Here is a 22,244-nt window from a genome sequence, read left to right as displayed (position 1 = left end):
TCAAGCATCATGCGTTATCAAGCTTTTACCCTGTCGCTGCTGGCGGCCACGCTGGCCGGCTGCGCACAGACCACGCCGCCGCAGGACACTGCGCTGGCACTGCCCGACGCCTGGCAGGCGCAGGCCAGCGCCCGCAGCAACGCCAGCGTGCTGGACGACCGCTGGTGGCAGCTGTTCGGCTCGGCCGAGCTGAACCGGCTGGTAGCGCAGGCGCTGCAAGGCAGCCCGGACCTGGCGCAGGCGGTGGCCCGCGTGCAGCAGGCGCAAGCCAGCGCCGACAGCGTGGCGGGCAGCCTGTTTCCGTCGGTCAGCCTTAGCGGCAGCAGCAGCCAGCGTGAAACCGACACAGCGGCTGGCGCCAGCACTACCAGCAAGAGCAGCAGCCTGTCGGCTGGCCTTAGCTACGAGGTGGACCTGTGGGGCAAGGTGGCCGCCAGCCAGCGCGCGGTGGCGGCCAACCTGCAGGGCAGCCGCTACGAGCTGGCCACCGCACGCCAGACGCTGGTGGTGGCGGTGGTCAACGCCTACTGCCAGCTGCAGGCGGTGCGCGAGCGGCTGGCGCTGGCGCAGGCCAATCTGCGCGACAGCCGCCAGCTACTGGATATCAGCGAGGCCAAGCTACGCCACGGCGCGGCCACCGAGCTGGACGTGAGCCAGGTGCGCAGCAGCTGGCTGGTGCAGCAGGCCACGGTGCTGAGCCTGCAAAACCAGCAGCCACCGCTGCTGAACACGCTGGCCATTCTGGCTGGCCAGCTGCCGCAGGGCTTCAGCGTGGCCAGCGAGCCGCTGCTGGAGCTGCGGGTGCCGGACGTGCCGGCCGGCTTGCCGTCCGAGGTGCTGCGCCGCCGCCCCGATATCGCAAACGCAGAAAGCGAGCTGGCAGCGGCTGCGGCCAACCTGGACGCCGCCCGTGCCGCGCTGTACCCCAGCCTGCAGCTTTCCGGCAGCGCCGGGCTGGCTTCTACCGCCTTGCTGTCGCTGTCCGGCGCGACGCAAACCCTGAGCCTGGGCGCCAGCCTGGCGCAAACGCTGTTTGACGGCGGCAAGCTGCGCGCCCAGGTGGCCAGCAGCCAGGCTGCCCGCCTGCAGCTGTTGCACGGCTACCGCAAGAGCACGCTGACCGCGCTGGGCGAGGTGGAAGACGCGCTGAACGCGGTGGCGCTGGCGCGACAGCAGGAGCGCCTGCAGCAGCAAAGCAGCCGCGAGGCCGAGCGCACGCTGCAGCTGACGCGTATCCGCCAGCAGCAGGGCCTGGTGGACATGGCCACGCTGTTGGCCGCACAAAAAAGCCACGCCAGCAGCCGCGACAGCCTGCTGCAGCAGCGATTGGTACGGCAGCAAGCCACCGTCACGCTGATCAAGGCGCTGGGCGGCGGCTGGCAGCCTGAAGCCATAGTTTGACCAGCGCGGCCATGCCGTGTCGGTGTGGCCGCAGCAATGGGTAGTGTCTGTATGTGTTTTGCATGTATGGTGTCGTGTTTTTTATGTATGATAATGGTTCTCAAATAGATTATTATTACGAAAATGAATGCACCGTATCTGTTCCCGCTGGCCTTGTTGCTCAGCCTGCCGGCCATGGCCGAAGTCAACCTGGTGTACCACGTTGATCTGCAGCTGCAGGCCGGCCGCAGCACGCAAGAAATGACGCGCGACATCCTGCTGGAAGACGACAGCGACGTGGCACGCAACCGCGTACGCCAGCTGGAGTACCGACCCGAAACGCAAACTGTCACCTTGCTGGAGGCCTACACCGTGCTGCCCGACGGCCGCCGCGTGCCGGTACCGGCCAGCGCGGTGACCGACCAGCCGTACAGCAAGGCGCAAGCCAACCCTTACACGCAAAGCATGCGCAGCCTGGACATTGCCTTTCCGCAGGCGGCCAAAGGGGCGCGTGTGGTGTACCGCTTCCGTACCGACAGCCAGCTGTTGCCGCTACAGGCAAGGCAGGGCGACTTCTACCCGGCCAGCGTCAAGAACCTGCGTTCGGTGCACTTCAGCCTCGGCGCGCCGGCCAGCTCGGGCCTGAAGGTGGCCGCCAATGCCGACATCCGCGAGCAGGCGCCGGCCGATGGCCGCGTGCAATGGCAGGCGCAGTGGCAGGCGCAGTGGCAGTTAAACGGCGACGGTGCGCAGCCGGTGCCGCACTTTGCCTACTCGGCCTACCGCGACTGGTCGGCCTTGGGGCAGGCCTATGCACACCTGTGGCCGCTGCCGCAGCCGTCCGCTGCCATCCAGGACAAAGCCGCGCAGCTGGTCGCCACCAGCGATGGTGAGCGCTTGAAAGAGATGCAGGCGCTGTACCGCTGGGTGGCCGAGCTGCCGGCCCCGTATCTGGCCTACAGCAGCCATGCGCTGCAGCCGCGTGCTGCCGAGCAGGTGCTGGTGCAGGGCTACGGCAATAGCCGCGACAAGGTCGCGCTGTTGCAGGCGCTGTTGGCCGCACGCGGTCTCGACAGCTACCCGCAGCTGGCCCGGCGCCATCGCAGCGCGCTGCCACTGTTGCCCACCAGCCTGGCGTTTGATGACGTGCTGTTGCACGTGCCGGCGCAGGGCAGCATGCGTGCGCAGTGGCTGGACCCGGCAGGGCGTGCCAGCGCAGGGGCGGGATCCATGCTGCCTGTTGTGCCAGACGTCACGCCGCTGCCGTTTGGCGCCGGTTTCAGCCCGGCGCTGTTGGGCAGCCCGCAGTTGCCGTTGCGGGCACCGTATGACCCGCGGCCGTTTTAAACCGATTTTGCATTGCAGCCCGGCTGCACTTTACCCACCCCCACCTAGCGAGTTTGAGCATGAAATACCGTTACCCCGTGGCGCTGGCGCTGGCGTCTGCCGCCGCACCAGGCATGGCGGCCAACCTGGCCGTGAAAGTAGAGCTGCCGCAGCTGAACGTGGCCGAGTACCACCGCCCCTACCTGGCCATGTGGCTGGAAACCGCCGACCAGCAGTTCGCCGGCAACCTGTCGGTATGGTACGACCTGAAAAAGAAAGACAACGCCGGTACCAAGTGGGTAAACGATATGCGCCAGTGGTGGCGCAAGAGCGGCCGCGAGCTGACCCTGCCGGTAGATGGCGTATCCAGCGCTACCCGCGCGCCGGGCGAGCACACCCTGGTGTTTGCCGACAACAAATCGGCGCTGGGCAAGCTGGCGCCGGGCGCCTACCAGGTGGTGGTAGAGGTGGCGCGTGAAGCCGGTGGCCGCGAGCTGGTACGCGTGCCGCTGCAATGGCCGCCCAAAGGCGAGCAGCAGACCAGCGCCCAGGGTAAGGGCGAGCTGGGCAAGATCACCGTTACCGCCAAATAAGCAGGAGCGCACACCATGAACAAGAAACTGCTCGCCCTGGCCGCCATGGCTCTGGTCTCGCTGTCTGCCCAGGCCCACCGTGGCTGGCTGCTGCCGTCTGCCGGCGCCATCGAAGGCGACAAGCCGTGGGTGACCGTGGACGCCGCCGTGTCCGAAGCACTGTTTGACTTTGAGCACCAGCCGCTGAAGCTGGACGGCCTCAGCATCACCGGCCCGGATGGCGCTGCTGTCAACCCGCAGAACATCACCAGCAGCCGCTTCCGTAACAGCTTCGACATCGAGCTGAAGCAGCCGGGCAGCTACCGTATTTCGCTGGTGGGCGAGGGCGCCATGGCCAGCTACAAGCTGGGTAACGAAGTGAAGCGCGTGCGCGGTACGCCGGCCAACATCTACCAGCAGATTCCGGCCGGGGCCACCGAGGTGAGCAAGTCGCTCAGCGTCAGCCGTATCGAAACCTTCGTTACCGCCGGCAAACCCACTGCCGGCGTGCAACAAGCGGTTGGCAAGGGCCTGGAGCTGCAGGCCGTCAGCCACCCCAATGAACTGTTCGCCGGTGATAACAGCAGTTTCCGTCTGCTGATGGATGGCAAGCCGGTAGCCGGCATGCCGGTAAGCGTGGTGCGTGGCGGCGTGCGCCACACTGGCCTGCTGGACGAACAGGTATACACCACCGACGCCAAGGGCGAGATCAAGGTGAGCTGGAAGCAGGGTGGCATGTACTGGGTAAACGCCAGCTGGCCCAAGCGCGATGCGATGCCGACGCCGCCGCAAGGTGGCCCGGGTGCCGGCAGCCCGCCGCCCGAAGGTGGCAAGCCTGGCATGGGCGGCCCTGGCATGATGCCGATGGCGCCGTTCCGCGCCAGCTACACCGCCACGCTGGAAGTGTTGCCTTAACAGCACCGGTCGGGCCCTATGGCCCGCCCATCCGCGACACGGCAGGCCGTTGGCCTGCCGCTTGGTTTTTGATGGCGCGTGCGCCATTGCAAGGTAGAGAGTACGTATGACCGCCATCCTCATTCCCCGCCACATCGACCCGGCTTGCCCGCCTGCCCGCGCCCGCGTGGTGCGCTTTGCAGGCCACAGCATGGGTACCAGCTGGCAGGTGCTGCTGGCGATCGATGGCGAGATCCCCGATTTTCTGGCCGCTGGCCTACAGCAGCAGCTGGACGGCGTGGTGGCCGAGATGAGCCACTGGGAAGCCGGCTCCGACCTGGGCCGCTTCAACCGCGCCCCGGCGGGCAGCTGGCACCCGCTGCCGGGCGGCTTTTTCACCGTGCTGCAGTACGCGCTGCAGGTGGCAGCAGCCAGCGACGGCGCCTACAACCCGGCTGCCGGTGCGCTGGTGAACCGCTGGGGCTTTGGCCCGGCACCGCGCTACGACGCTGCCGGTTTTGTGCCGCCGTCGGCGGACGAGGCCCGCGCCTTGCTGGCGCAGTGCCGCTGGCAAGCGCTGCAGCTGGATGCGGCCAACCGTAGCGTGCTGCAGCCGGGTGGCGTGCAGCTGGACCTGTCGTCGGTGGCCAAGGGCTTTAGCGTGGACCTGCTGGCGCGCTATCTGCGCCTGTACGGTTACCGCCACTTTCTGGTGGAAGTGGGCGGCGAGCTGCGCGGCGAGGGCATGAAGCCGGACGGCCAGCCATGGTGGGTGGCGCTGGCGCTGCCGGACGATAGCCAAAGCGCAGGGTTGGCCGCGCCGCGGTTGGCGCTGCATGGCTTGTCGGTGGCCACCTCCGGTGATTACCTGAAGGTGTTCTGGCACCACGGTGAACGCTGCGCACACACGCTGGACCCGCGTAGCGGCCAGCCGGTGCGCGGCGTGGCCTCGGTGACGGTGATCCACCCCGAGTGCATGGCCGCCGACGCCTGGTCTACCGCGCTGACGGTGCTGGGCCCGCACGCCGGCATGGCGCTGGCCGAGCAGCAAGGGTTGGCCGCGGCCTTCCTGCTGCGCGACGGCGAGCAGCTACAGGTGCGCTACAGCCGCGCCTTTCTGGACATGATGGAAGAGCAATGATGGAACAAGAACGCCTGATCTGGGCGGCCGGTCTGGGGCTGGCCTATGCCGGTGTGTGTGTGGCCGCGTGGCGGCAGTGGCGTCGCAGCCGGCGCGCCGCCAGCGTGGCCGCGCCGTGGCTGGTGGCTTACGCCAGTCAGAGCGGCCAGGCCGAGGCCGTGGCGCAGCAAAGCGCCGCTACGCTGCAGGCGGCAGGGCTGGCGGTGCAATGCCTGCCGCTGGCGCAGCTGGATGTGGCCACGCTGCAGCAGGCCAGCCGCCTGCTGCTGGTAGCCAGTACCGCGGGTGAGGGCGAGCCGCCGGACATGGCGCGCCGTTTTGCGGCCAACCTTGCCACCCCGGCTGCGCTGGGTGAGCTGCAGTACGCCGTGCTGGCGCTGGGTGATCGCCGCTATGCGCAGTTTTGCGCCTTTGGCCGGGCGCTGGATGGCTGGCTGGCCGATAGCGGCGCAGAACCGCTGTACCCGCGCATTGATGTAGACGCGCTGGACGAGGTGGCACTGGCGACGTGGCGGCGGCAGCTGGCCGCGCTGGCTGGCGTGCAGGATGGTGACATGGCGATCAACGCGGCGCCCGCGGCGCAGCCGTTCGCGCGCTGGCAGCTGCAAGAGCGGCGCTGCCTCAACGAGGGCAGCTGTGGCGCCGCCACCTACCACCTGGCGCTGCGCCCGGCCGACGGCAGCCCGCTGCCGCCGTGGCAGTCTGGTGACCTGGTAGAAGTGCAGGTGCCGGCCGAGCCGGGTAGGCCGCGCGAGTACTCGATTGCGTCGATCCCGGCTGACGGCAGCCTGCAGCTGCTGGTACGGGTGCGTGCCGACGAGCAGGGGCGGGTTGGCCTCGCCTCGCAGCACCTCACGCAAACCCTGGGGCTAGGTGAGCCGCTGAGTCTGCGCATCCGCCCGCACCGCCGCTTCCGCCTGGCCGGCAACGCCACAAGGCCTTTGATCCTGATCGGCAATGGCACTGGCCTGGCCGGCCTGCGCAGCCACCTGCGCGCGCGCCAGCAGTTGGCCGCAGCACAGCCGGGCTGGCTGCTGTTTGGCGAGCGCCAGGTGGCGCACGACTTTTACTACCGCGACGAGTTGCAGGCTTTGCAGCAACAGGGCGTGTTGCAGCATGTGGATACGGCTTTTTCTCGCGATCAGCCGCAGCGCCGTTACGTGCAGCATGTATTGGCCGAGCAGGCCGAGCGTCTGCAGCAGTGGGTGGCCGACGGTGCAGCCATCTACGTGTGCGGCAGCCTGGCCGGTATGGCCAGCGGGGTGGATGCGGTGCTGCGCCAGGTGCTGGGCGAGGCGGTGCTGGACGAGCTGGCGGCCGAAGGGCGCTACTGCCGCGACGTGTACTAAGCGCTTGTGTTGCCCAGGCTAATGTAGCCGGATGGTGATGCAGATGTTGCGGAAGTGTGAACAGGTGTTGCGAAAAGTTAATGATAGTTGTTATCATTAGCGAATCAACTATACCAGTAGCCAGCCAGCTGTGAGCCCTCGCCTGGGGTATTTCAAGCAGTAAGCCAGCCAAAAATCACTCACGAACTACCACTGGAGAACCTCTTGGCTCACTCTGCATACATCAAAAGCGGCAAGACCCTGGGTCGTCAAGCTGCTGCCATCGCCCTGCTGACCATGCCTGCCCTGGTGCTGGCACAAACCGAAGCCACGCTGCCTGCCACCAAGGTGACCGCCCCGGAACAAACTACCCCGGCGATCAAGAAAACCAAGTCGGCGTCGGCAAAGCTGACCCAGCCGCTGGTAGATACCCCGCAAACCGTGACCGTGATCAGCAAGGAAGTGCTGCAGCAGCAAGGTGCCGTATCGCTGATGCAGGCGCTGCAGAACACCCCGGGCATTACCATGCAGCTGGGTGAGGGTGGCAATACCAGCGCTGGCGATACCTTCAGCATGCGCGGTTTCTCCACGCAGGCCAGTACCTTTGTGGATGGCGTGCGCGACCTGGGCGCGGTATCGCGCGACACCTTCAATCTGGAGCAGGTGGAAATCGTCAAGGGCCCGTCCGGCGCCGACATCGGCCGCGGCGCGACCAGCGGCTACGTGAACCTGATCAGCAAGAGCGCCAATCTGGAAGACCGGGTCTCCGGTAGCGTGGGTGCCAGCACCGCCGATAACCAGCGCTTCACCCTGGATGCCAACAAAGTCATCGACGACACCACTGCGGTACGCGTGAACCTGCTGCGCCAGCAAGGTGGCGTGGCAGGCCGCGACGTTGTGGAAAAAAACACCGACGGTGTAGCCGTTTCGCTGGCTACCGGCCTGGATACCAATACCGTATTCACGCTGAACGCACAGCACATCAAACAAGATAACGTGCCGGATGGCGGCGTGGCGACCATCGGCCTGGACGGCTACTACAACAGTGGCACGCCGGCCGGTGTTGCCGTCTTGCCGGTGAACAGCAGCAACTACTACGGACTGAATAGCGATTACGAAGATGTAACCGCCGACATGATCACCGCCAAGCTGGAGCACACTTTTGCCAATGGCAACAAGCTGGCCAACATTACCCGCTTCGGCAAATCGGAGACTGACCGCATCCTGACTGCTGTCGGCTCCAGCACGACCACCAGCAGCAATCCGGCTGCGTGGACCAGTTCGCGCAGCCGCCAGAGTACGCTGCAGGACAACACCATTCTGGCCAACCAGACCAATCTGCAAAGCCAGTTCAAGACCGGCAGCATCGAGCATGAACTGCTGGTAGGCATGGAGCTGCTGCACGAAGGCCAGAACAGCTACACCCGTGACGGTCTGGGTACCGTGGCGGCAGCCAACGCCTACAACCCGAATAGCGGTGATGCGCTGACGGCCTATGCCCCCAAACTGACTGGCGCGTCGACCAAGGGCTTTACCAATACCATCGCTGTCTACGGTTTTGATACGCTGAAGCTGAATGAGCAATGGCAACTCAACGGCGGCCTGCGTCTGGAGCACTACAACACCCAGACCGACGTCACCACCGTATCCGGCAGCAACCTGATTGCCAGCAACCTGGAAAAATCCGGCAACCTGCTGGGCGGCAAGCTGGGCCTGGTATACAAGCCGGCAGCCAACGGCAGCGTTTACCTGGCGTACGCCACCTCGCAAAAACCGGCCGGCAGCGACAACTTCACGCTGTCTACCACAGCAACCAGCAGCAGCAATACCGCGCTGGACCCTCAAAAAACCGAGAACATCGAGCTGGGTACCAAGTGGGACCTGCTGGATAACAGGCTGGGCCTGACTGCCGCGCTGTACCAGACCACCAACAAGAACGAGCTGGCCAAGGCCGATAGCGTGACCGGCGCCATCTTGCAGTACGGCAAGCGCGAAGTAAAAGGTGTAGAGCTGGGCCTGGTTGGCCAGATTACTCCGGCATGGCAAGTCACTGCCGGCCTGGCGCACATGAAGACCGACATCACCGAAGGCTCCACCACCTCTACAGCGGGTGTCACCGGCCAGTCGGCGGACTGGTCGCCAGAATGGAGCGCCACCCTGTGGAGCAGCTACAAGGTAAACAATGACCTTACCATCGGTGGTGGTGTGCGTTACATGGGCAAGAATACCAATACCAAAGTGCGTACAACCGAGTACGTGCCGGGCATCCCGGCTTACACCGTGGTAGACGCCATGGCCAGCTACAAGCTGAACAAGAACGTGGACCTGCAGTTGAACGTGTACAACCTGCTGGACGAGAAGTACATCGCCAGCCTGAACAACAACCGTACCCGTTACATTCCAGGTGCGCCTCGCACCGCTAACCTGACGGCCAACTTTACCTTCTAAGCCAGGTAAAGCCGCCTGAGCCCGGCAGGCATGGCAGCGTGCTGCCATGCCTGCTACCGAGGGTGATACGCCACCATTTTGCCCGTATGCCAAGGCAGGAAAATGAATAGCACGCCAACGCAAACCGCCGTAGCAGACACACCCAGTGCACCGGCACTGCCAGCCGAGCTGGTAGACATCATCAGCAGCGATAGCCTGTTTGCCCAGCGCAAGGCATTGCTGATCGAACATAACGGCCAGCAATACCGGCTGCAGATCACCAAGCAGAACAAGCTGATCCTGACCAAGTAGGCCATCTGGCGCGTTTGCCGCGCAGCCTGGGTTTCGGCTTCATTTTGCAGCGCACCGTTACGGGGCGCTGTTTGCATTCGGGGGTATCTGCGCAGAACAGGGCTTGCCAAGCTGGCGCGGTGCCGGTACAAAACCCCACCCTTAGCCGATGAAAGACACGCCATGGATACCACCGCCATCCAGCAAGCCGCCATTACCCTGGCCTCGCGCCGCCTGGCCGGGCAGCAGGGCCCGCTGTTGGCCGCAGCACAAGCGCCCGCCACGCTGCAGGATGCGCTGGCCATCCAGCAAGCCGTGAGCGCTTTGCTGGGCAATAGTGCGGGCGGCTGGAAGTGCGGCATGCCGTCGGACGGGCGGCTGGTGCTGGCCCCCATCTACGCCAGTACCATCAGCCACGGCGACACCTGCCACGCGTGGGTGCGTGATGGTGTGGTGCGCGTGGAGTCCGAGCTGGCATTTGTGTTTGCCGAAGGTTTGCCGCCGCGCGCTGGTGCTTACAGCAGGGACGAAATCCTGGCGGCAGTGAGTAGTGTACATCTGGCGCTGGAGCTGATAGACAGCCGCTTTGACGCCGAGCCCAAACCGCCTTTTTTGCAGGCGCTGGCCGATGGCCTGGTGAACCAGGGTTTGCACCTGGGGCCGGCGCTGCCGTTGGCCGCAGCCTTGGCCGCCGCAGCCATGCCGCTGCGCGTGCAGCAGGGCGAGCGCGACGAGCTGCTGGATGGTGTGCACCCTGCCGGTGACCCGCTGGCGCCGCTATTGTGGCTGGCAGGCTACCTGCAGCAGCAAGGGCAGGGCATTTTGCCGGGGCAGGCGGTGATTACCGGCTCGTACGCCGGGGTCATCCATTTGCAGCCGGGCGAGCCGGCCGCGCTGGGCTTTGGCGAGCTGGGGCAGCTGCTGGTGTGCTGCCAGCCGCGTTAGCGCTATATGCTGTATACAGTATTTAAATAGCAGAAAATTCTATAACTACAGATATTTACACCTGGCAGCCATATGGCTAATATGGCTGCCATCAGTACTTGACGTAAGTGAACATTTGGTGTTCAATTGCGATCAAATATTTGATTCAACGCCGATTTGACACAGCTTGCGGGCGTAAAACAGCTAAAGCGTGGGGGTAGTGACAGCCACTACCACCAGAATTTTCAGTAGTGAAAATTCCCCAGCTTAAAGCCCGCCAGCGACAAACCGGCGGGCTTTTTTGCTTTGGAGTTCACATGATTCACCTGAAAAACGTACATAAGCGTTTCCAGAAGCCCGAGGGCGGCTGGTTTGACGCCGTGCGTGATACCAGCCTGCACGTCCGTGCCGGCGAGATTTTTGGCCTGATCGGGTTTTCCGGTGCCGGCAAGTCCACCTTGCTGCGCCTGATCAACCTGCTGGAGCGCCCCGATAGCGGTAGCGTTACCGTGGACGGCCAGCCGCTCACGGCCCTGTCTGCCAGCGCGCTGCGCCGTGCCCGCCAGAATATCGGCATGGTGTTTCAGCAGTTCAACCTGATGGCCAACCGCACGGTTGCGGCCAACATTGCTTTCCCGCTGGAAATTGCCGGCTGGCAGCAGGCCGATATCGACGCCCGCGTGGCCGAGTGTCTGGACATTGTCGGCCTGGCCGACCGCGCCCAGCACTACCCGGCGCAGCTGTCTGGCGGCCAGAAGCAGCGCGTCGGCATTGCCCGTGCGCTGGCACCGCGCCCGCACGTGATCCTGGCCGACGAGCCGACATCGGCGCTGGACCCGAAAACCACCCAGTCCATCCTTGATTGCCTGCAGGACATCAACGCCCGCTTTGGCGTGACCGTGGTGATTGTTACCCACGAGATGCACGTGATCCGTTCCATCTGCCACCGTGCCGCACTGCTGGACGCCGGTGAAGTGGTGGAAATCCTGAGCGTGCAAGACAAGCAGGTCAGCGCGCAGTCGGCCCTGGCCAAATCCCTGCTGGAGGTGGCGTAAATGGAAGAGCTGACTTTTGCCCAAGCGCTGGCCAATTTGTCCGACCTGGCGCCGGAAATCGGGCAAGCCAGCCTGGAAACCGGCCTGATGCTGGGCATCGGCTTGACGGCGGCTATTTTGCTGGGCGGCCCGCTGGGCATCCTGCTGTACCTGACGCAGCCGGGCCAGCTGTTTGCCCACCGTACGGTGAATGGTGTGCTGGGCTGGCTGGTGAACCTGGTGCGTTCCTTCCCCTTCATTATCCTGATGGTGTCGCTGGTGCCGCTTACCCGCGTGCTGGTAGGTTCCACCATCGGCCCGATCGCCGCGGCCGTGCCGCTGTCGTTTGCCGCCATTCCGTACTTTGCCCGCCTGGTAGAGCAGACCCTGCGCGAGATCCCGCGTGGCGTGGTGGAAGCGGCCGAGGCCATGGGTGCCAGCCCGGCGCAGATCATCGTCAAGGTACTGATCAACGAAGCGCGTGCCGGCCTGATTTCCAGCCTCACCATCCTCACCATCAGCTTTCTGAGCTACTCGGCCGTGGCCGGCGTGGTGGGTGGCGGCGGCATTGGCGATTTGGCCATCCGCTACGGCTACTACCGCTTCCAGAGTGAAGTGATGATCGCCATGGTGCTGCTGCTGGTGGTGATCGTGCAGCTGATCCAGTTTGCCGGTAACCGCCTGGCGGCCCGGCTCGATAAACGTTAAACCCGATCAAGACAAAGAGATCTCTCTCACAAGGAGCATAAAAATGCGTCGTTTTGCCCTCAAGACACTGGCAGTTGCCACCCTCGGTCTGGCCTTTGCGGCCAACGTACAAGCCGCTGACCCGGCCAAGAAAGAAATCGTGTTCGGTACCACCGTTGGCGATTTTGGCGACCAGGTGAAACAGGCCATCAAGCCTATTCTGGAGAAAAAAGGCTACACCGTGAAACTGGTGGAGTTCACCGACTACGTGCGCCCGAACCTGGCCCTGCAGGAAGGCTCGCTGGACGTGAACGTATTCCAGCACAAGCCTTACCTGGACAACTTCTCCAAAGAGCACAAGCTGAGCCTGAAAGAAGTGTTCCAGGTGCCTACCGCACCGCTGGGTGTGTACCCGGGCAAGCTGAAATCGCTGAAAGACGTGAAAGAAGGCAGCACCGTTTCCGCGCCGAACGACCCATCCAACTTCGCCCGCGCGCTGGTGATGTTCAACGACCTGGGCTGGGTAAAGCTGAAAAAAGGCATCAACCCGCTGACCGCTTCCGAGCGTGATATCGAAGTGAACGTGAAGAAGATCAAGATCGTGCCGCTGGAAGCTGCCCAGCTGCCGCGCTCGCGCGCTGACGTGGACTTTGCCGTGGTGAACGGCAACTACGCTATCTCGTCCGGCATCAAGCTGACCGAAGCCGTGTTCCAGGAAAAGAGCTACGCCTACGTAAACTGGGGCGTGATCAAGGCTGCTGACCTGAACAAGCCGTGGGCCAAAGACGTGATTGCGGCCTACAAATCGAAAGAATTCCGTGCCTGGGCCGAGCCTAAGTACCCGGGCTACAAATTCCCGGCAGACTGGAAGTAAGCGTTTTACCCGTGCTGCCAGGCAGCACGGCACTTTTTCCTTGAAAACTCCTGGCATTCAAGGCTTCTATGGCGGACTTCGGTCCGCTTTTTTTTATGCCGCGAACGTGGCAGCATGGCGCCTTTGTCCAAGCCGGTGCCTGCCGTGTCCCGTTTGATTGCCTATCTGCCTGCTGCCCTGTGGTGGCTGGCCTCCGTTTACCTGTTGCTGTTGAAGCCGGCCGGTACGCCGTCCGGCATTCCCTATTTCGACAAGATTGGCCACTTTTGCCTGTTTGCACTGGGTGCCCTGTTGCTGGCCTTGCCGCGCGCTTGGCGGGGGCAGCCATTACGTCAGCTCATGCCCGCTGTACTGGGCCTGTGCCTGCTGTGGGCCGTGGGCTCCGAGCTGGGGCAGGCGCTGCTTACCACGACGCGTAGCGCCGAGGTAATGGATGCCGTGGCCGATATGGCGGGCGCTTTGACCGGCGTCATGTTGGCCGCGCATGGCATCGCTCTGTGGCGTGCGCGGGTGTAAACTGGGCGCCGTTTTCTCTTGCCGGGTATGAACACCATGCCACTTAGCCTGCAACACCGCCGCCAGCAGCTGCTGGCCAGCCTGGGCGATGCCATCGCCGTGCTGCCCACCGCGCCCATGGTTATCCGTAATGCCGACGCGCATTACCCCTACCGCGCCGATAGCCACTTCTTGTACCTCACCGCCTTCGACGAGCCGGAAGCAGTGCTGGTGCTGGATGGCCACCGTGGCAAGAGCATGCTGTTTTGCCGCGATAAAAATCCGGACATGGAAATCTGGGATGGTTTCCGTTACGGCCCGGCTGCTGCTGCAGAGGCGTTCGACTTTGACGAGGCCTACAGCATCAGCGAGCTGGATACCCGCTTGCCGGCGTTGCTGGAAAACGTACCGGCGCTGTACTGGCCGGTGGGCAATGGGCAGATCGATGCCCGCGTGGCCGGCTGGCTGGCCAGCGTACGCAGCCGCGCGCGCGCGGGGGTGGATGCCCCGGCACAGTACGGCGACCTGCTGCCGCTGATCGACGAGATGCGGCTGCGCAAGGACGAGCGCGAGCTGGCTGTGCTGCACCACGCCGGGCAGATCTCGGCCGAGGCCCATGTGCGCGCCATGCGTGCCACCCGCCCCGGCATGTACGAATACGAGGTGGAAGCCGAGCTGCTGCACCACTTTATCCGCCATGGCGCGCGTTACCCGGCTTACGAGAGCATTGTCGCCGGTGGCGCCAACGCCTGCACCTTGCACTATGCGGCCAACAATGCGCGCCTGAACAATGGCGATTTGCTGCTGGTCGACGCTGGCTGCGAGTTTCGCGGCTACGCCGGCGATATCACGCGCACCTTTCCGGTAAACGGGCGCTTTAGCGGCCCGCAGCGCGACCTGTACGACGTGGTGCTGGCCGCCGAGCTGGCCGCCATCGACACCATCGCCCCCGGCGTGGCATTGAACGTGCCGGCCGACGCCGCCTTGCGCGTGCTGGTACAGGGCATGCTGGATTACAAGCTGCTGCAGGGCACGGTGGACGGTGTGATCGAGTCTGGCGAATACCGCCGTTTCTACATGCACGGCATTGGCCATTTCATTGGTCTGGACGTGCACGACGTGGGCTTGCGCAAACCGGGCGGCCAGTGGCGCAGCTTCGAGCCTGGCATGTGCACCACCATCGAGCCGGGCCTGTATATCCGCCCGGACGATAGCGTGCCGGCGGCGTACCACCATATCGGCATCCGCATCGAGGACAATGTGCAGGTCACCGCCACTGGCCACTATGTGTATACCGACGCGGCACCAAAACGTATCGACGATATCGAAGCCCTGATGCAGGCCTGACGCCTGCCCCAATGTGGAGGCCGCCCCAGGCGGCAATAAAGCATGCAAAACATACCTCAGCATAGTGATGTGGTGATTGTGGGCGGTGGCCCGGTAGGTGCGCTGGCCGCGTTGCGGCTGGCACAAGCCGGCCGCCAGGTGGTACTGATCGAAGCGCGCGCCGAGAACGAGCCGGTGCGCGATGCCCGTGCGCTGGCGCTATCGTGGTACAGCCGCGAGCAGCTGGCGCTGGCAGGTGCCTGGCCGGACAGCCTGCCGGCCACCGTCATCGATACGGTACATGTGTCGCAGCAGGGCGGCTTTGGCCGCACCGTGCTGCAACATACCGACCTGGGGCTGCCGCATCTGGGCGCCGTCATCGACTACCCGGTGCTGACGGCTGCGCTGGCGCAGGCGCTGGCCACCTCCAGCGTCACCGTGCTGTGGCAAACCCGGGTAGAGCAGGCCAAGTCGCTATCGCGTTACGCCACGGTGACGCTGCGCCAGGCCGATGGCACGCAGGCCACGCTGACCAGCCGCCTGCTGGTGCTGGCCGAGGGCGGGGCGCTGGCAGAAAGCTTGCCCGGCATCCGCCGCCATGTGCACGACTACCAGCAAAGCGCCGTGCTGGCGCAGGTGCAAACCAGCCAGCCGCACCAGCACCGCGCCTACGAGCGTTTTGCCAGCGATGGCCCGTTTGCCCTGCTGCCTTACGGCGACAGCATGATGCTGGTGTGGACGCGTAGCCACGCCGACGCCGCGCGCCTGCGTGAGGCTGACGATGCCGTGGTGCTGGCCGAGCTGCAGCAAGCCTTTGGCGAGCGCCTGGGGCAGTTCACTGCGGTGGGCGCGCGCGCGGTGTTCCCGCTGGCCCTGCGCCAGCTGAACAAGGTTAGCTCCGGCCGTGTGGTCATGATTGGCAATGCTGCGCAAACCATGCACCCTGTAGCCGCGCAGGGCTTTAACCTGGGCCTGCGCGATGCGGTAGGCCTGGTGGACGCGCTGGCGGGGGCTGCCGACCCGGGCGACGCCGCTGTGCTGCGCCGTTATAGCGCCAGCCGGCGGGTGGATAGCCACGCCGTGGTAGGCTTCACCCACGGCCTGATCCAGCTGTTTGACGGCCATCACCCGGTCGTCAAGGCATTGCGCGGGGTGGGCATGTCGGCGGTGGATGCGGTAGCACCGGCGCGGCGTGCCTTTGCCAGCCATCTGGTGTTTGGCGTGGGTGTATAAAAGAATACGGCTTTGCTGCGGCCAACCTTGCGTCTGGTTTTGCGTTAAGGTTGGCCGCTTCATGTCAGAAAGCAGAAGATGAACGAGCAATACGATGTGCTGGTGGTAGGCGGGGGGCTGGTAGGTGCCGCGCTGGCGCTGGCGCTGGATAAACAGGGCCGCCGTGTAGCCTTGGTAGAGGGGCAGGGCGAGTCGCTAGACAGCCTGCAAGACGGCTGGGATGCGCGCATTTATGCCATCAGCCCGGCCAACCGTGCCTTTCTGGCAGGGCTGGGCGCCTGGCCGGACATGGCGCGCATAGGCACCATTGCCAGTATGGATGTGCGTGGCGACCTGGGCGGGCAGATTGCCTTTTCTGCTGCCGACGCCGGCGCCGAAGCACTAGCCTGGATAGCCGAAAACCGTTGGCTATTGGCTGCCATCTGGCAGCAGCTGCAGCACGCTAGCGGGGTGACGGTGATTCGCGGCCAACGCCCGCAGGCGCTGTGGCAGGCGCCGCAGCACGCCGGCCTGGTGCTGGACGATGGCCGCAAGCTGCAGGCGCAGCTGATTGTGGGGGCTGACGGGGCGAACTCCTGGGTGCGCCAGCAAAGTGGCATTGCGGCCAACATCAAGCCCTACGGCCACAGCGGCGTAGTGGCCAATTTTGCCTGCGAAAAGCCGCATGGCGATATCGCACGGCAGTGGTTTCTGGGTGATGGCATCCTGGCCTGGCTGCCCATGCCCGGCAACCGTATCAGCATGGTGTGGTCCACCAGCCAGCCCGAGCCGCTGCTGGCACTGCCGGCCGAGCGTCTGGCCGAGGTGGTGGCCGACGCGGGCGGCCATGCGCTGGGGCGCCTGGAGGTGCTTACGCCGGCGGCTGCTTTCCCCTTGCGCCTGATTACCCCCGAGCAGGTGATAGCCGAGCGCGTGGCGCTGGTGGGCGATGCGGCGCACACGGTGCACCCGCTAGCGGGGCAGGGCGTGAACCTGGGCTTTCAGGACGCCGCCAGGTTGGCCGCAGCGCTGGCCGGCCAGGGCGATTGTGGCCAATGGCTGGCGCTACGCCGCTATGAACGAAGCCGCAAAGAAGCTGTCCGAACCATGCAACTTACCTGCGATGCCCTGTTTGGCCTGTTTCATGCCAAACAGACGCCTGGCCTGGCCTGGCTGCGCAATGCCGGCTTGAACCTGACTAACCGTCTGCCGCTGATCAAGCGCCAGCTCGCCCGCCACGCCGTGGGCTTTTAACCGTTTTTAAAGGACTACCATGTCATTCCGTTTGCGCCAGCTTGCCCTGGCCACCCTGATGTTGCCCCTGATGGCCTGCAGCGCCTCTGCCGCCGAAGAAAGTGCCGATACGGTCAAAGCGGCCTTCAAGACCAAGTTTCCGCAGCATGAAGTCAGCACCGTACAGCCAGCACCGGTAAGCGGCCTGTACGAGGTGGTCGTGAAAATGAAGCGTGGCGGGCGCGAAGAGTTCACCGTGGTGTACGTGGATGGCAAGGTAGACCACCTGATTACCGGCGACCTGATCGACACCAAAACCCGCCGCAGCGTGACCGAGGCCCGTCTGGATGAGCTGAATAAAGTGGTGGTGGACTGGAAAGCGCTGCCGCTGGACAAGGCCATCAAGGAAGTGCGCGGCAAAGGCGAGCGCAAGCTGGTGGTGTTCTCCGACCCGGATTGCCCGTACTGCAAACAGCTGGAGCGTGAGTCGCTGACCAAGCTGGATAACGTCACTATTTATACCTTCCTGTACCCGCTGGCACAGCTACACCCGGATGCCGAGCGCAAATCGCGCCAGATCTGGTGCAGTAAAGACCCGGCGCAAAGCTGGACAGCATTCATGCGTAGCGGTGCCAAGCTGGCTGGTAAAGACAACTGCGCCACCCCGCTGGCAGAGATCGCCGCCTTGGGCGAAAAGCTGGGCATTACCGGCACCCCGGCACTGATCTTCCCGAACGGCACGCTGGTACCTGGCGCCATTCCGCTGGCGGCCATCGAGGAAAACCTGGCGGCAAAATAAGCCATGCAAATTTTGCCGCGTAGCCGGGGGGAGCGGCTATTGGCCAGCGCCTTGCTGGCCGTGGCGTTACATCTGGCGGGGTATTTGCTGCTGGATAGCCTGCCGCCCGCCCGGCAGGGGCAGCTGGGGCTGAGCGTGCGGCTGCAAACGGCGCCCGCTGTGCCGGGTGCGGTACAGTCCGCCCCGCCGGCTGTCGCCGAGCCTGTTTCCGCGCCCATGTCCCCTGCTGCGGCCAACCCTGTGCTTGCCAGTGATGCAGTGTCGTCCCGCCCCTTGGCGCTGGCCCGCTATTACACCGCCAGCGAGCTGGATAAGCTGGCCGAGCCGCTGCAGCCGATTGTGCTGCCAGAGCTGGAAGATGAGTTGCCGCCAGAGACGGTACTGGACGTTTATATTGACTATCAGGGTGTGGTGCAGCGCATAGTATTGCCAGATGGGCTGGACGAGCAGTTTGCGGCGCAGGTAAGGCAGCGTTTCCTGGCAGCGCAGTTTGCCCCGGCCGAGAAGAATGGCGTGGCGGTAAACAGCATGAAGCGCATAGCGCTTGAGCCGGAAGACTTGTGAAACGATCGTTTCATGGTAAATTTGCAACAGCCAGAATCCATGGCGGCTAACAACACACAAACCGGTGGGCGCCAGGCGCACCACCCAGAATAGAGAAGGAAACCGATATGTCCGATCTGAAAGCCCTGTTCGAGCAAGCCCAGAAAGATGTCACCAGCCTGGCCGAGCGCCCGGACAACCAGACATTGCTGCAACTGTATGCACTGTTCAAGCAGGCTACCGAGGGCGACGTACAGGGCGAACGCCCGGGAATGATGGACTTCATCAATCGTGCCAAGTACGACGCATGGGGCAAATTGCAAGGCCAGAATGCCGAGCAGGCCATGCAGGGCTATGTTGACGTTGTCAAACAGCTGATGGCCTGATGGTGCTTTTAGGCAAAAGTTGTTTGAATGACGGCTGACTTCGTCAGTGGTTCACGCCTATAATGCAAAGGGTTGGTTTCCAATCCTTTGCATTTTTTTTCCGGAGTGTCTTATGAAGAAAAACCTTATTGCTGCCATGATCCTGGCAATGGCTGCGATGCCAACTTTTGCCCAGAGTGCAGGTGCCGGTACTGGTGCTAGTGCAGGTACTGGTGCTGCAGGTACTGGTGCTGCAGGTACTGGTGCTGGTGCTTCTACTGCTGGTGCTGCTGGTGCTGGTGCTGGTGCTGCTGGTGCTGGTGCTTCTGCTGCTGGTGCTTCTGCTGCTGGTGCCGCAGCTGGTGCCGCAGCTGGTGCCGCAGGTGCAGGTGCGGCCGCTGTTGGTGCTGCTGCGGGCATTGCCGGTGCTTCTCTTGGCACCCTGGCAGCTATTGGTGCTGCTGTGGCTGGTGGCCTCGCCGCTACTGCCGGTAGCAACGCTACCACTACCCATCACTAAGTTTCATGCTTGTCAAAAGCTGTCCTGGTGTGCCAGGGCAGCTTTTTTTTGCTCGGTAAACCGGAACCATCATGCGCCCTACACCAATTGCCTTATCGCTGTGTTGTCTGCCATTTGCCGCACTGGCTAGTCCATCACTCAATGGCCAGACCGGCCTGATAGCCATGCCCGATGCCCGTATGGAGGTGGATGGTACTTTCGGCATGGGTTACAGCTTTGATCGACCGTATAGCACGGTTTGGCTGAATAGCAATGTGCTGCCATTTATGCAGTTGAACGGGAGATTTGTGGGGATTCGTGGTACGGCGGCATTCAGTGGCCAGACAAGAATTGATTATGGCAGCTACAAAGATAAAGTTATCGATTTGAAGCTGGCACTGCTAAACGAGGGGGAGTATTTGCCTGCAGTTGCACTGGGTAAAACCGACTTGTTTGGTACTGGCTTGTTTGATGGCCATTATGTGGTTGGCAGCAAAACAGTTGGTCCGGTAGATATCACTTTGGGCTATGGTCAGAAAAAAATTGATGGCGCGTTTGGTGGCGTGAAATGGCTGCTGCCAACCAGCTCAAGAGCATGGACCGTATTGGCTGAATACGACGCGTATGATTACAAAAAGCAATTTCGCGCCAATGAGACTTTTGCGGGTAAGCGTCACCCGGGGCCTTCTCTCGGGCTTCAGTATCGTTGGGGTTGGCTAGGGGCCCAAGTCAGCAAAACCCGCGATACCGCGAGTATCAATACCTATGTGCAGATTCCTTTTAACGAAAAGGAATACATTCCCAAATTTCTGGAGCCGGCCCCCTATAGCAGTAGCGTACGTACCCGGCCAACGGCCACGCAGTGGCGCGACACAGCAGCCTACCGGCAGGATTTTCTGCAGGCGCTGCATCAGCAAGATTTTCGTGCGGTGAGCATGGCGTACGATAATGGCGTGCTTAATCTTTCCTTTACCAATACACGCATAAGCAATATCGGCCGTAGCGTAGGCCGGGCACTGCGCACGGCGCTGTACTTTGCCCCGCTGGAAACCCGGGTGATCAAGGTAAGGGTTAACCGTAATGACCTGGCGGTAGCCGACTACGAGTTTTTCGATTTGCCGCGCCTGCAGGACTACCTGGCTGGCAAGGCTAGCCGCCAGCAGCTGCAGGATGTGGCTTTTGTGCGCTATGCCCGGCCAGAAGACACAACTGAGTCATTTGACATAGTCTCTGCTGCGCTGGATGAAGGTCTGGATGCGAGGCTAGTGACTGATGAGGATGGCCATAGTCTCCAGCTTAAAGGGCAAGATAGGCAGCTGAACCGCTATAGCCTGTCACCCAGGGTGGGGATGTATTTCAATGACCCATCCGGTGCGCTGCGCTACGAAGTCAACGCCTATGGCAGTGCCCAGTATCGCCCGGCTGCCGGGCAGTATATCGATGCCGGACTTAGCCAGAAGTTGGTGGAAGATATAAGCAAAGTCAAACAAGCCAGTAATAGCCGCTTGGCGCATGTTCGCACGGATATTGCCGAATACAAGCGTGGCAATAATCCCAAGCTAAACCAGTTGACATGGACCGGCTTGTATCAGCCAGCCGAGCGCATTTATGGCAAATTATCTGCCGGCTTGCTGGAAAATATGTTTGGCGGTGTAGCAGGGCAGCTGGTGTATTATCCGGCAGGCGCGCGCTGGATGGCCGAGCTTTCCGGCGAAGCGGTGCAGCAGCGGGACTACCAGGGCTGGTTTGGCCGGCGCGATTACAAAACCGTTACCGGGCTGGCATCGTTGCACTACCGTCTGCCTCTGGGTGTAACAGTTACCGGCAGGGCAGGCCGTTTTCTGGCCAAGGACAGCGGTGTAAGGGTAGAAGTAAAGCGTCGCTTCAAGAGTGGTATCGAGGTGGGGGCCTGGTATACCTATACCGATGGAAAAGACACCACCAACCCAGGTTCGGTAGCCAATCCATATAAAGACAAAGGCATTTTCATGGCCGTACCGCTGGGTACCATGTTGCCATCCGACACGCTGGCTGCCGTGAAAATGTCGCTGTCACCATGGACACGCGACGTAGGCCAGCGTACCGATGTGCCGCATGACCTGGTGCGCATTCTGGAAGAGCCCAACCGCGAGCTGGCGCTGGGTGATGGCATGGGTAACCTGGGCGAGCAAGACGATGACCCCAGCTACAACCGCCTGCCAGACCCGGCCTGGTGGCCTAGCGCCAATGGTGTGCGTAGCCGTTTTGCCGCCAGCCTGGCCAGCACCCCGGCGCTAAGCGATACCGCGCTGGCGGTAGGGGCGGGTGGTTTGATACTGGCAGGTGTAGCCAGCCGTGATAAAGCGCTGGACAAAGCGCTGGCACGCCACAGCAACAGCAGTATGTTCAAAGCCTGGGACAAAGCAGGCAGTGCAGGGCCGGTGTTGGCGCTAGGCGCCGCAGGTGCCACCATGGCGCTGGCCAACGACCCGGTGCTGGTCAATACCGCCATCATCAGCCTGCAGTCTACCGTGGCGGCTACCGCTGGCAGCGTGTTGCTGAAAAATGCGGTAAACCGCGCCAGACCGAAAGAAGCCAAGGGCGATAGCTGGGCCAAGAGCAAAAGTGGCGATGCCAGCTTTCCTTCCAACCACGCGGCAGCCATGTTTGCTGCCGTAACCCCGTTTGCGCAGGAATATCGCGCACCATGGCTGTATGGCGTGGCTGGCCTGGCTGCGGCGGGCCGTGTAGCTGGGCGAAAACACTGGGCCAGTGATGTGGCGGCTGGCAGCCTGCTGGGCTACGGCACGGGCTACTGGCTATGGAAAACCCAGCGCAAGCTGAATGTGCTGCCGGTGATAGCCGAGGGGGGGAAGTCGGTAACAATGGCAATGAGCATGGATTATTGAATTAAT

At 63.0% G+C, this 22,244-nt stretch carries 21 protein-coding genes; all 21 read left to right on the top strand.

What is annotated here, in order from left to right:
• Positions 1-9: 9 nt before the first annotated feature.
• The 21 genes from PQU95_RS11960 (at position 10) to PQU95_RS11860 (ending at position 22,238) form a co-directional block, all read left to right on the top strand.
• A complete protein-coding gene (locus PQU95_RS11960) occupies positions 10-1,401 on the top strand; it encodes an efflux transporter outer membrane subunit (protein WP_272752235.1) in 1,392 nt (463 codons plus the stop codon).
• Positions 1,402-1,524: 123 nt separating this feature from the next.
• The gene (locus tag PQU95_RS11955) at positions 1,525-2,727 is read left to right on the top strand and encodes a DUF3857 domain-containing protein (RefSeq protein WP_272752234.1); all 1,203 of its coding nucleotides are present in this window, start codon (positions 1,525-1,527) and stop codon (positions 2,725-2,727) included.
• Between the two features lie 59 nt (positions 2,728-2,786).
• A complete protein-coding gene (locus tag PQU95_RS11950) occupies positions 2,787-3,299 on the top strand; it encodes a DUF2271 domain-containing protein (protein ID WP_272752233.1) in 513 nt (170 codons plus the stop codon).
• Between the two features lie 15 nt (positions 3,300-3,314).
• Positions 3,315-4,193 (top strand): DUF4198 domain-containing protein, encoded by an 879-nt coding sequence (locus PQU95_RS11945; protein ID WP_272752232.1) that lies wholly within the window; start codon positions 3,315-3,317, stop codon positions 4,191-4,193.
• 106 nt (positions 4,194-4,299) lie between these two features.
• Entirely contained in the window at positions 4,300-5,313 is a 1,014-nt protein-coding gene (locus PQU95_RS11940) for an FAD:protein FMN transferase (protein WP_272752231.1), read from the top strand.
• Positions 5,310-6,662, top strand: a complete 1,353-nt coding sequence (locus PQU95_RS11935) for a sulfite reductase subunit alpha (RefSeq protein ID WP_272752230.1) — start codon at positions 5,310-5,312, stop codon at positions 6,660-6,662. The genes PQU95_RS11940 and PQU95_RS11935 overlap by 4 nt, the downstream gene beginning before the upstream one ends.
• A gap of 204 nt (positions 6,663-6,866) precedes the next feature.
• Positions 6,867-9,089, top strand: coding sequence for a catecholate siderophore receptor Fiu (locus PQU95_RS11930; RefSeq protein ID WP_272752229.1), 2,223 nt, complete (start codon positions 6,867-6,869; stop codon positions 9,087-9,089).
• A 102-nt stretch (positions 9,090-9,191) separates the two neighbouring features.
• Complete coding sequence (hemP, locus tag PQU95_RS11925; RefSeq protein WP_272752228.1) at positions 9,192-9,380, top strand: hemin uptake protein HemP; 189 nt, start codon at positions 9,192-9,194, stop codon at positions 9,378-9,380.
• 162 nt (positions 9,381-9,542) lie between these two features.
• Positions 9,543-10,304 carry a hypothetical protein gene (locus PQU95_RS11920; protein WP_272752227.1) on the top strand — a complete coding sequence of 254 codons (762 nt, stop codon included), beginning with the start codon at positions 9,543-9,545 and terminating at the stop codon, positions 10,302-10,304.
• A 296-nt stretch (positions 10,305-10,600) separates the two neighbouring features.
• Complete coding sequence (locus PQU95_RS11915; RefSeq protein ID WP_272752226.1) at positions 10,601-11,338, top strand: methionine ABC transporter ATP-binding protein; 738 nt, start codon at positions 10,601-10,603, stop codon at positions 11,336-11,338.
• A complete protein-coding gene (locus PQU95_RS11910) occupies positions 11,339-12,025 on the top strand; it encodes a methionine ABC transporter permease (protein ID WP_272752225.1) in 687 nt (228 codons plus the stop codon). It begins immediately after the preceding gene.
• 43 nt (positions 12,026-12,068) lie between these two features.
• Positions 12,069-12,878, top strand: coding sequence for a MetQ/NlpA family ABC transporter substrate-binding protein (locus PQU95_RS11905; RefSeq protein ID WP_227303087.1), 810 nt, complete (start codon positions 12,069-12,071; stop codon positions 12,876-12,878).
• Between the two features lie 144 nt (positions 12,879-13,022).
• Positions 13,023-13,394: a VanZ family protein gene (locus tag PQU95_RS11900; protein WP_272752224.1), complete on the top strand. Its 372-nt coding sequence runs from the start codon at positions 13,023-13,025 to the stop codon at positions 13,392-13,394.
• 36 nt (positions 13,395-13,430) lie between these two features.
• Entirely contained in the window at positions 13,431-14,720 is a 1,290-nt protein-coding gene (locus PQU95_RS11895; RefSeq protein ID WP_272752223.1) for an aminopeptidase P N-terminal domain-containing protein, read from the top strand.
• Positions 14,721-14,762: 42 nt separating this feature from the next.
• Complete coding sequence (locus PQU95_RS11890) at positions 14,763-15,932, top strand: FAD-dependent oxidoreductase (protein ID WP_272752222.1); 1,170 nt, start codon at positions 14,763-14,765, stop codon at positions 15,930-15,932.
• Between the two features lie 78 nt (positions 15,933-16,010).
• Positions 16,011-17,165: a UbiH/UbiF family hydroxylase gene (locus PQU95_RS11885; RefSeq protein WP_272752221.1), complete on the top strand. Its 1,155-nt coding sequence runs from the start codon at positions 16,011-16,013 to the stop codon at positions 17,163-17,165.
• A 19-nt stretch (positions 17,166-17,184) separates the two neighbouring features.
• Positions 17,185-17,943 (top strand): DsbC family protein, encoded by a 759-nt coding sequence (locus PQU95_RS11880; protein ID WP_272752220.1) that lies wholly within the window; start codon positions 17,185-17,187, stop codon positions 17,941-17,943.
• A gap of 3 nt (positions 17,944-17,946) precedes the next feature.
• A complete protein-coding gene (locus PQU95_RS11875; protein ID WP_272752219.1) occupies positions 17,947-18,507 on the top strand; it encodes a hypothetical protein in 561 nt (186 codons plus the stop codon).
• A 107-nt stretch (positions 18,508-18,614) separates the two neighbouring features.
• Positions 18,615-18,872 (top strand): acyl-CoA-binding protein, encoded by a 258-nt coding sequence (locus PQU95_RS11870; RefSeq protein ID WP_017508078.1) that lies wholly within the window; start codon positions 18,615-18,617, stop codon positions 18,870-18,872.
• A gap of 263 nt (positions 18,873-19,135) precedes the next feature.
• Entirely contained in the window at positions 19,136-19,501 is a 366-nt protein-coding gene (locus PQU95_RS11865) for a hypothetical protein (protein ID WP_272752218.1), read from the top strand.
• Positions 19,443-22,238 carry a YjbH domain-containing protein gene (locus tag PQU95_RS11860; protein WP_272752217.1) on the top strand — a complete coding sequence of 932 codons (2,796 nt, stop codon included), beginning with the start codon at positions 19,443-19,445 and terminating at the stop codon, positions 22,236-22,238. Before PQU95_RS11865 ends, PQU95_RS11860 begins: the two co-directional genes overlap by 59 nt.
• Positions 22,239-22,244: the final 6 nt, after the last annotated feature.

Source organism: Vogesella aquatica (assembly GCF_028548455.1).
Lineage (GTDB): Bacteria > Pseudomonadota > Gammaproteobacteria > Burkholderiales > Chromobacteriaceae > Vogesella > Vogesella aquatica.
The sequence above is the reverse complement of the archived record's forward strand: the minus strand, read 5'-3'. Positions and strand labels throughout refer to the sequence as shown.

Bases quoted from the DNA above. Each gene is read 5' to 3' on its own strand.
- PQU95_RS11960 (WP_272752235.1), top strand. From the start codon at position 10: ATGCGTTATCAAGCTTTTACCCTGTCGCTGCTGGCGGCCACGCTGGCC.
- PQU95_RS11955 (WP_272752234.1), top strand. From the start codon at position 1,525: ATGAATGCACCGTATCTGTTCCCGCTGGCCTTGTTGCTCAGCCTGCCG.
- PQU95_RS11950 (WP_272752233.1), top strand. From the start codon at position 2,787: ATGAAATACCGTTACCCCGTGGCGCTGGCGCTGGCGTCTGCCGCCGCA.
- PQU95_RS11945 (WP_272752232.1), top strand. From the start codon at position 3,315: ATGAACAAGAAACTGCTCGCCCTGGCCGCCATGGCTCTGGTCTCGCTG.
- PQU95_RS11940 (WP_272752231.1), top strand. From the start codon at position 4,300: ATGACCGCCATCCTCATTCCCCGCCACATCGACCCGGCTTGCCCGCCT.
- PQU95_RS11935 (WP_272752230.1), top strand. From the start codon at position 5,310: ATGATGGAACAAGAACGCCTGATCTGGGCGGCCGGTCTGGGGCTGGCC.
- hemP (WP_272752228.1), top strand. From the start codon at position 9,192: ATGAATAGCACGCCAACGCAAACCGCCGTAGCAGACACACCCAGTGCA.
- PQU95_RS11920 (WP_272752227.1), top strand. From the start codon at position 9,543: ATGGATACCACCGCCATCCAGCAAGCCGCCATTACCCTGGCCTCGCGC.
- PQU95_RS11915 (WP_272752226.1), top strand. From the start codon at position 10,601: ATGATTCACCTGAAAAACGTACATAAGCGTTTCCAGAAGCCCGAGGGC.
- PQU95_RS11910 (WP_272752225.1), top strand. From the start codon at position 11,339: ATGGAAGAGCTGACTTTTGCCCAAGCGCTGGCCAATTTGTCCGACCTG.
- PQU95_RS11905 (WP_227303087.1), top strand. From the start codon at position 12,069: ATGCGTCGTTTTGCCCTCAAGACACTGGCAGTTGCCACCCTCGGTCTG.
- PQU95_RS11895 (WP_272752223.1), top strand. From the start codon at position 13,431: ATGCCACTTAGCCTGCAACACCGCCGCCAGCAGCTGCTGGCCAGCCTG.
- PQU95_RS11890 (WP_272752222.1), top strand. From the start codon at position 14,763: ATGCAAAACATACCTCAGCATAGTGATGTGGTGATTGTGGGCGGTGGC.
- PQU95_RS11885 (WP_272752221.1), top strand. From the start codon at position 16,011: ATGAACGAGCAATACGATGTGCTGGTGGTAGGCGGGGGGCTGGTAGGT.
- PQU95_RS11880 (WP_272752220.1), top strand. From the start codon at position 17,185: ATGTCATTCCGTTTGCGCCAGCTTGCCCTGGCCACCCTGATGTTGCCC.
- PQU95_RS11875 (WP_272752219.1), top strand. From the start codon at position 17,947: ATGCAAATTTTGCCGCGTAGCCGGGGGGAGCGGCTATTGGCCAGCGCC.
- PQU95_RS11870 (WP_017508078.1), top strand. From the start codon at position 18,615: ATGTCCGATCTGAAAGCCCTGTTCGAGCAAGCCCAGAAAGATGTCACC.
- PQU95_RS11860 (WP_272752217.1), top strand. From the start codon at position 19,443: ATGCGCCCTACACCAATTGCCTTATCGCTGTGTTGTCTGCCATTTGCC.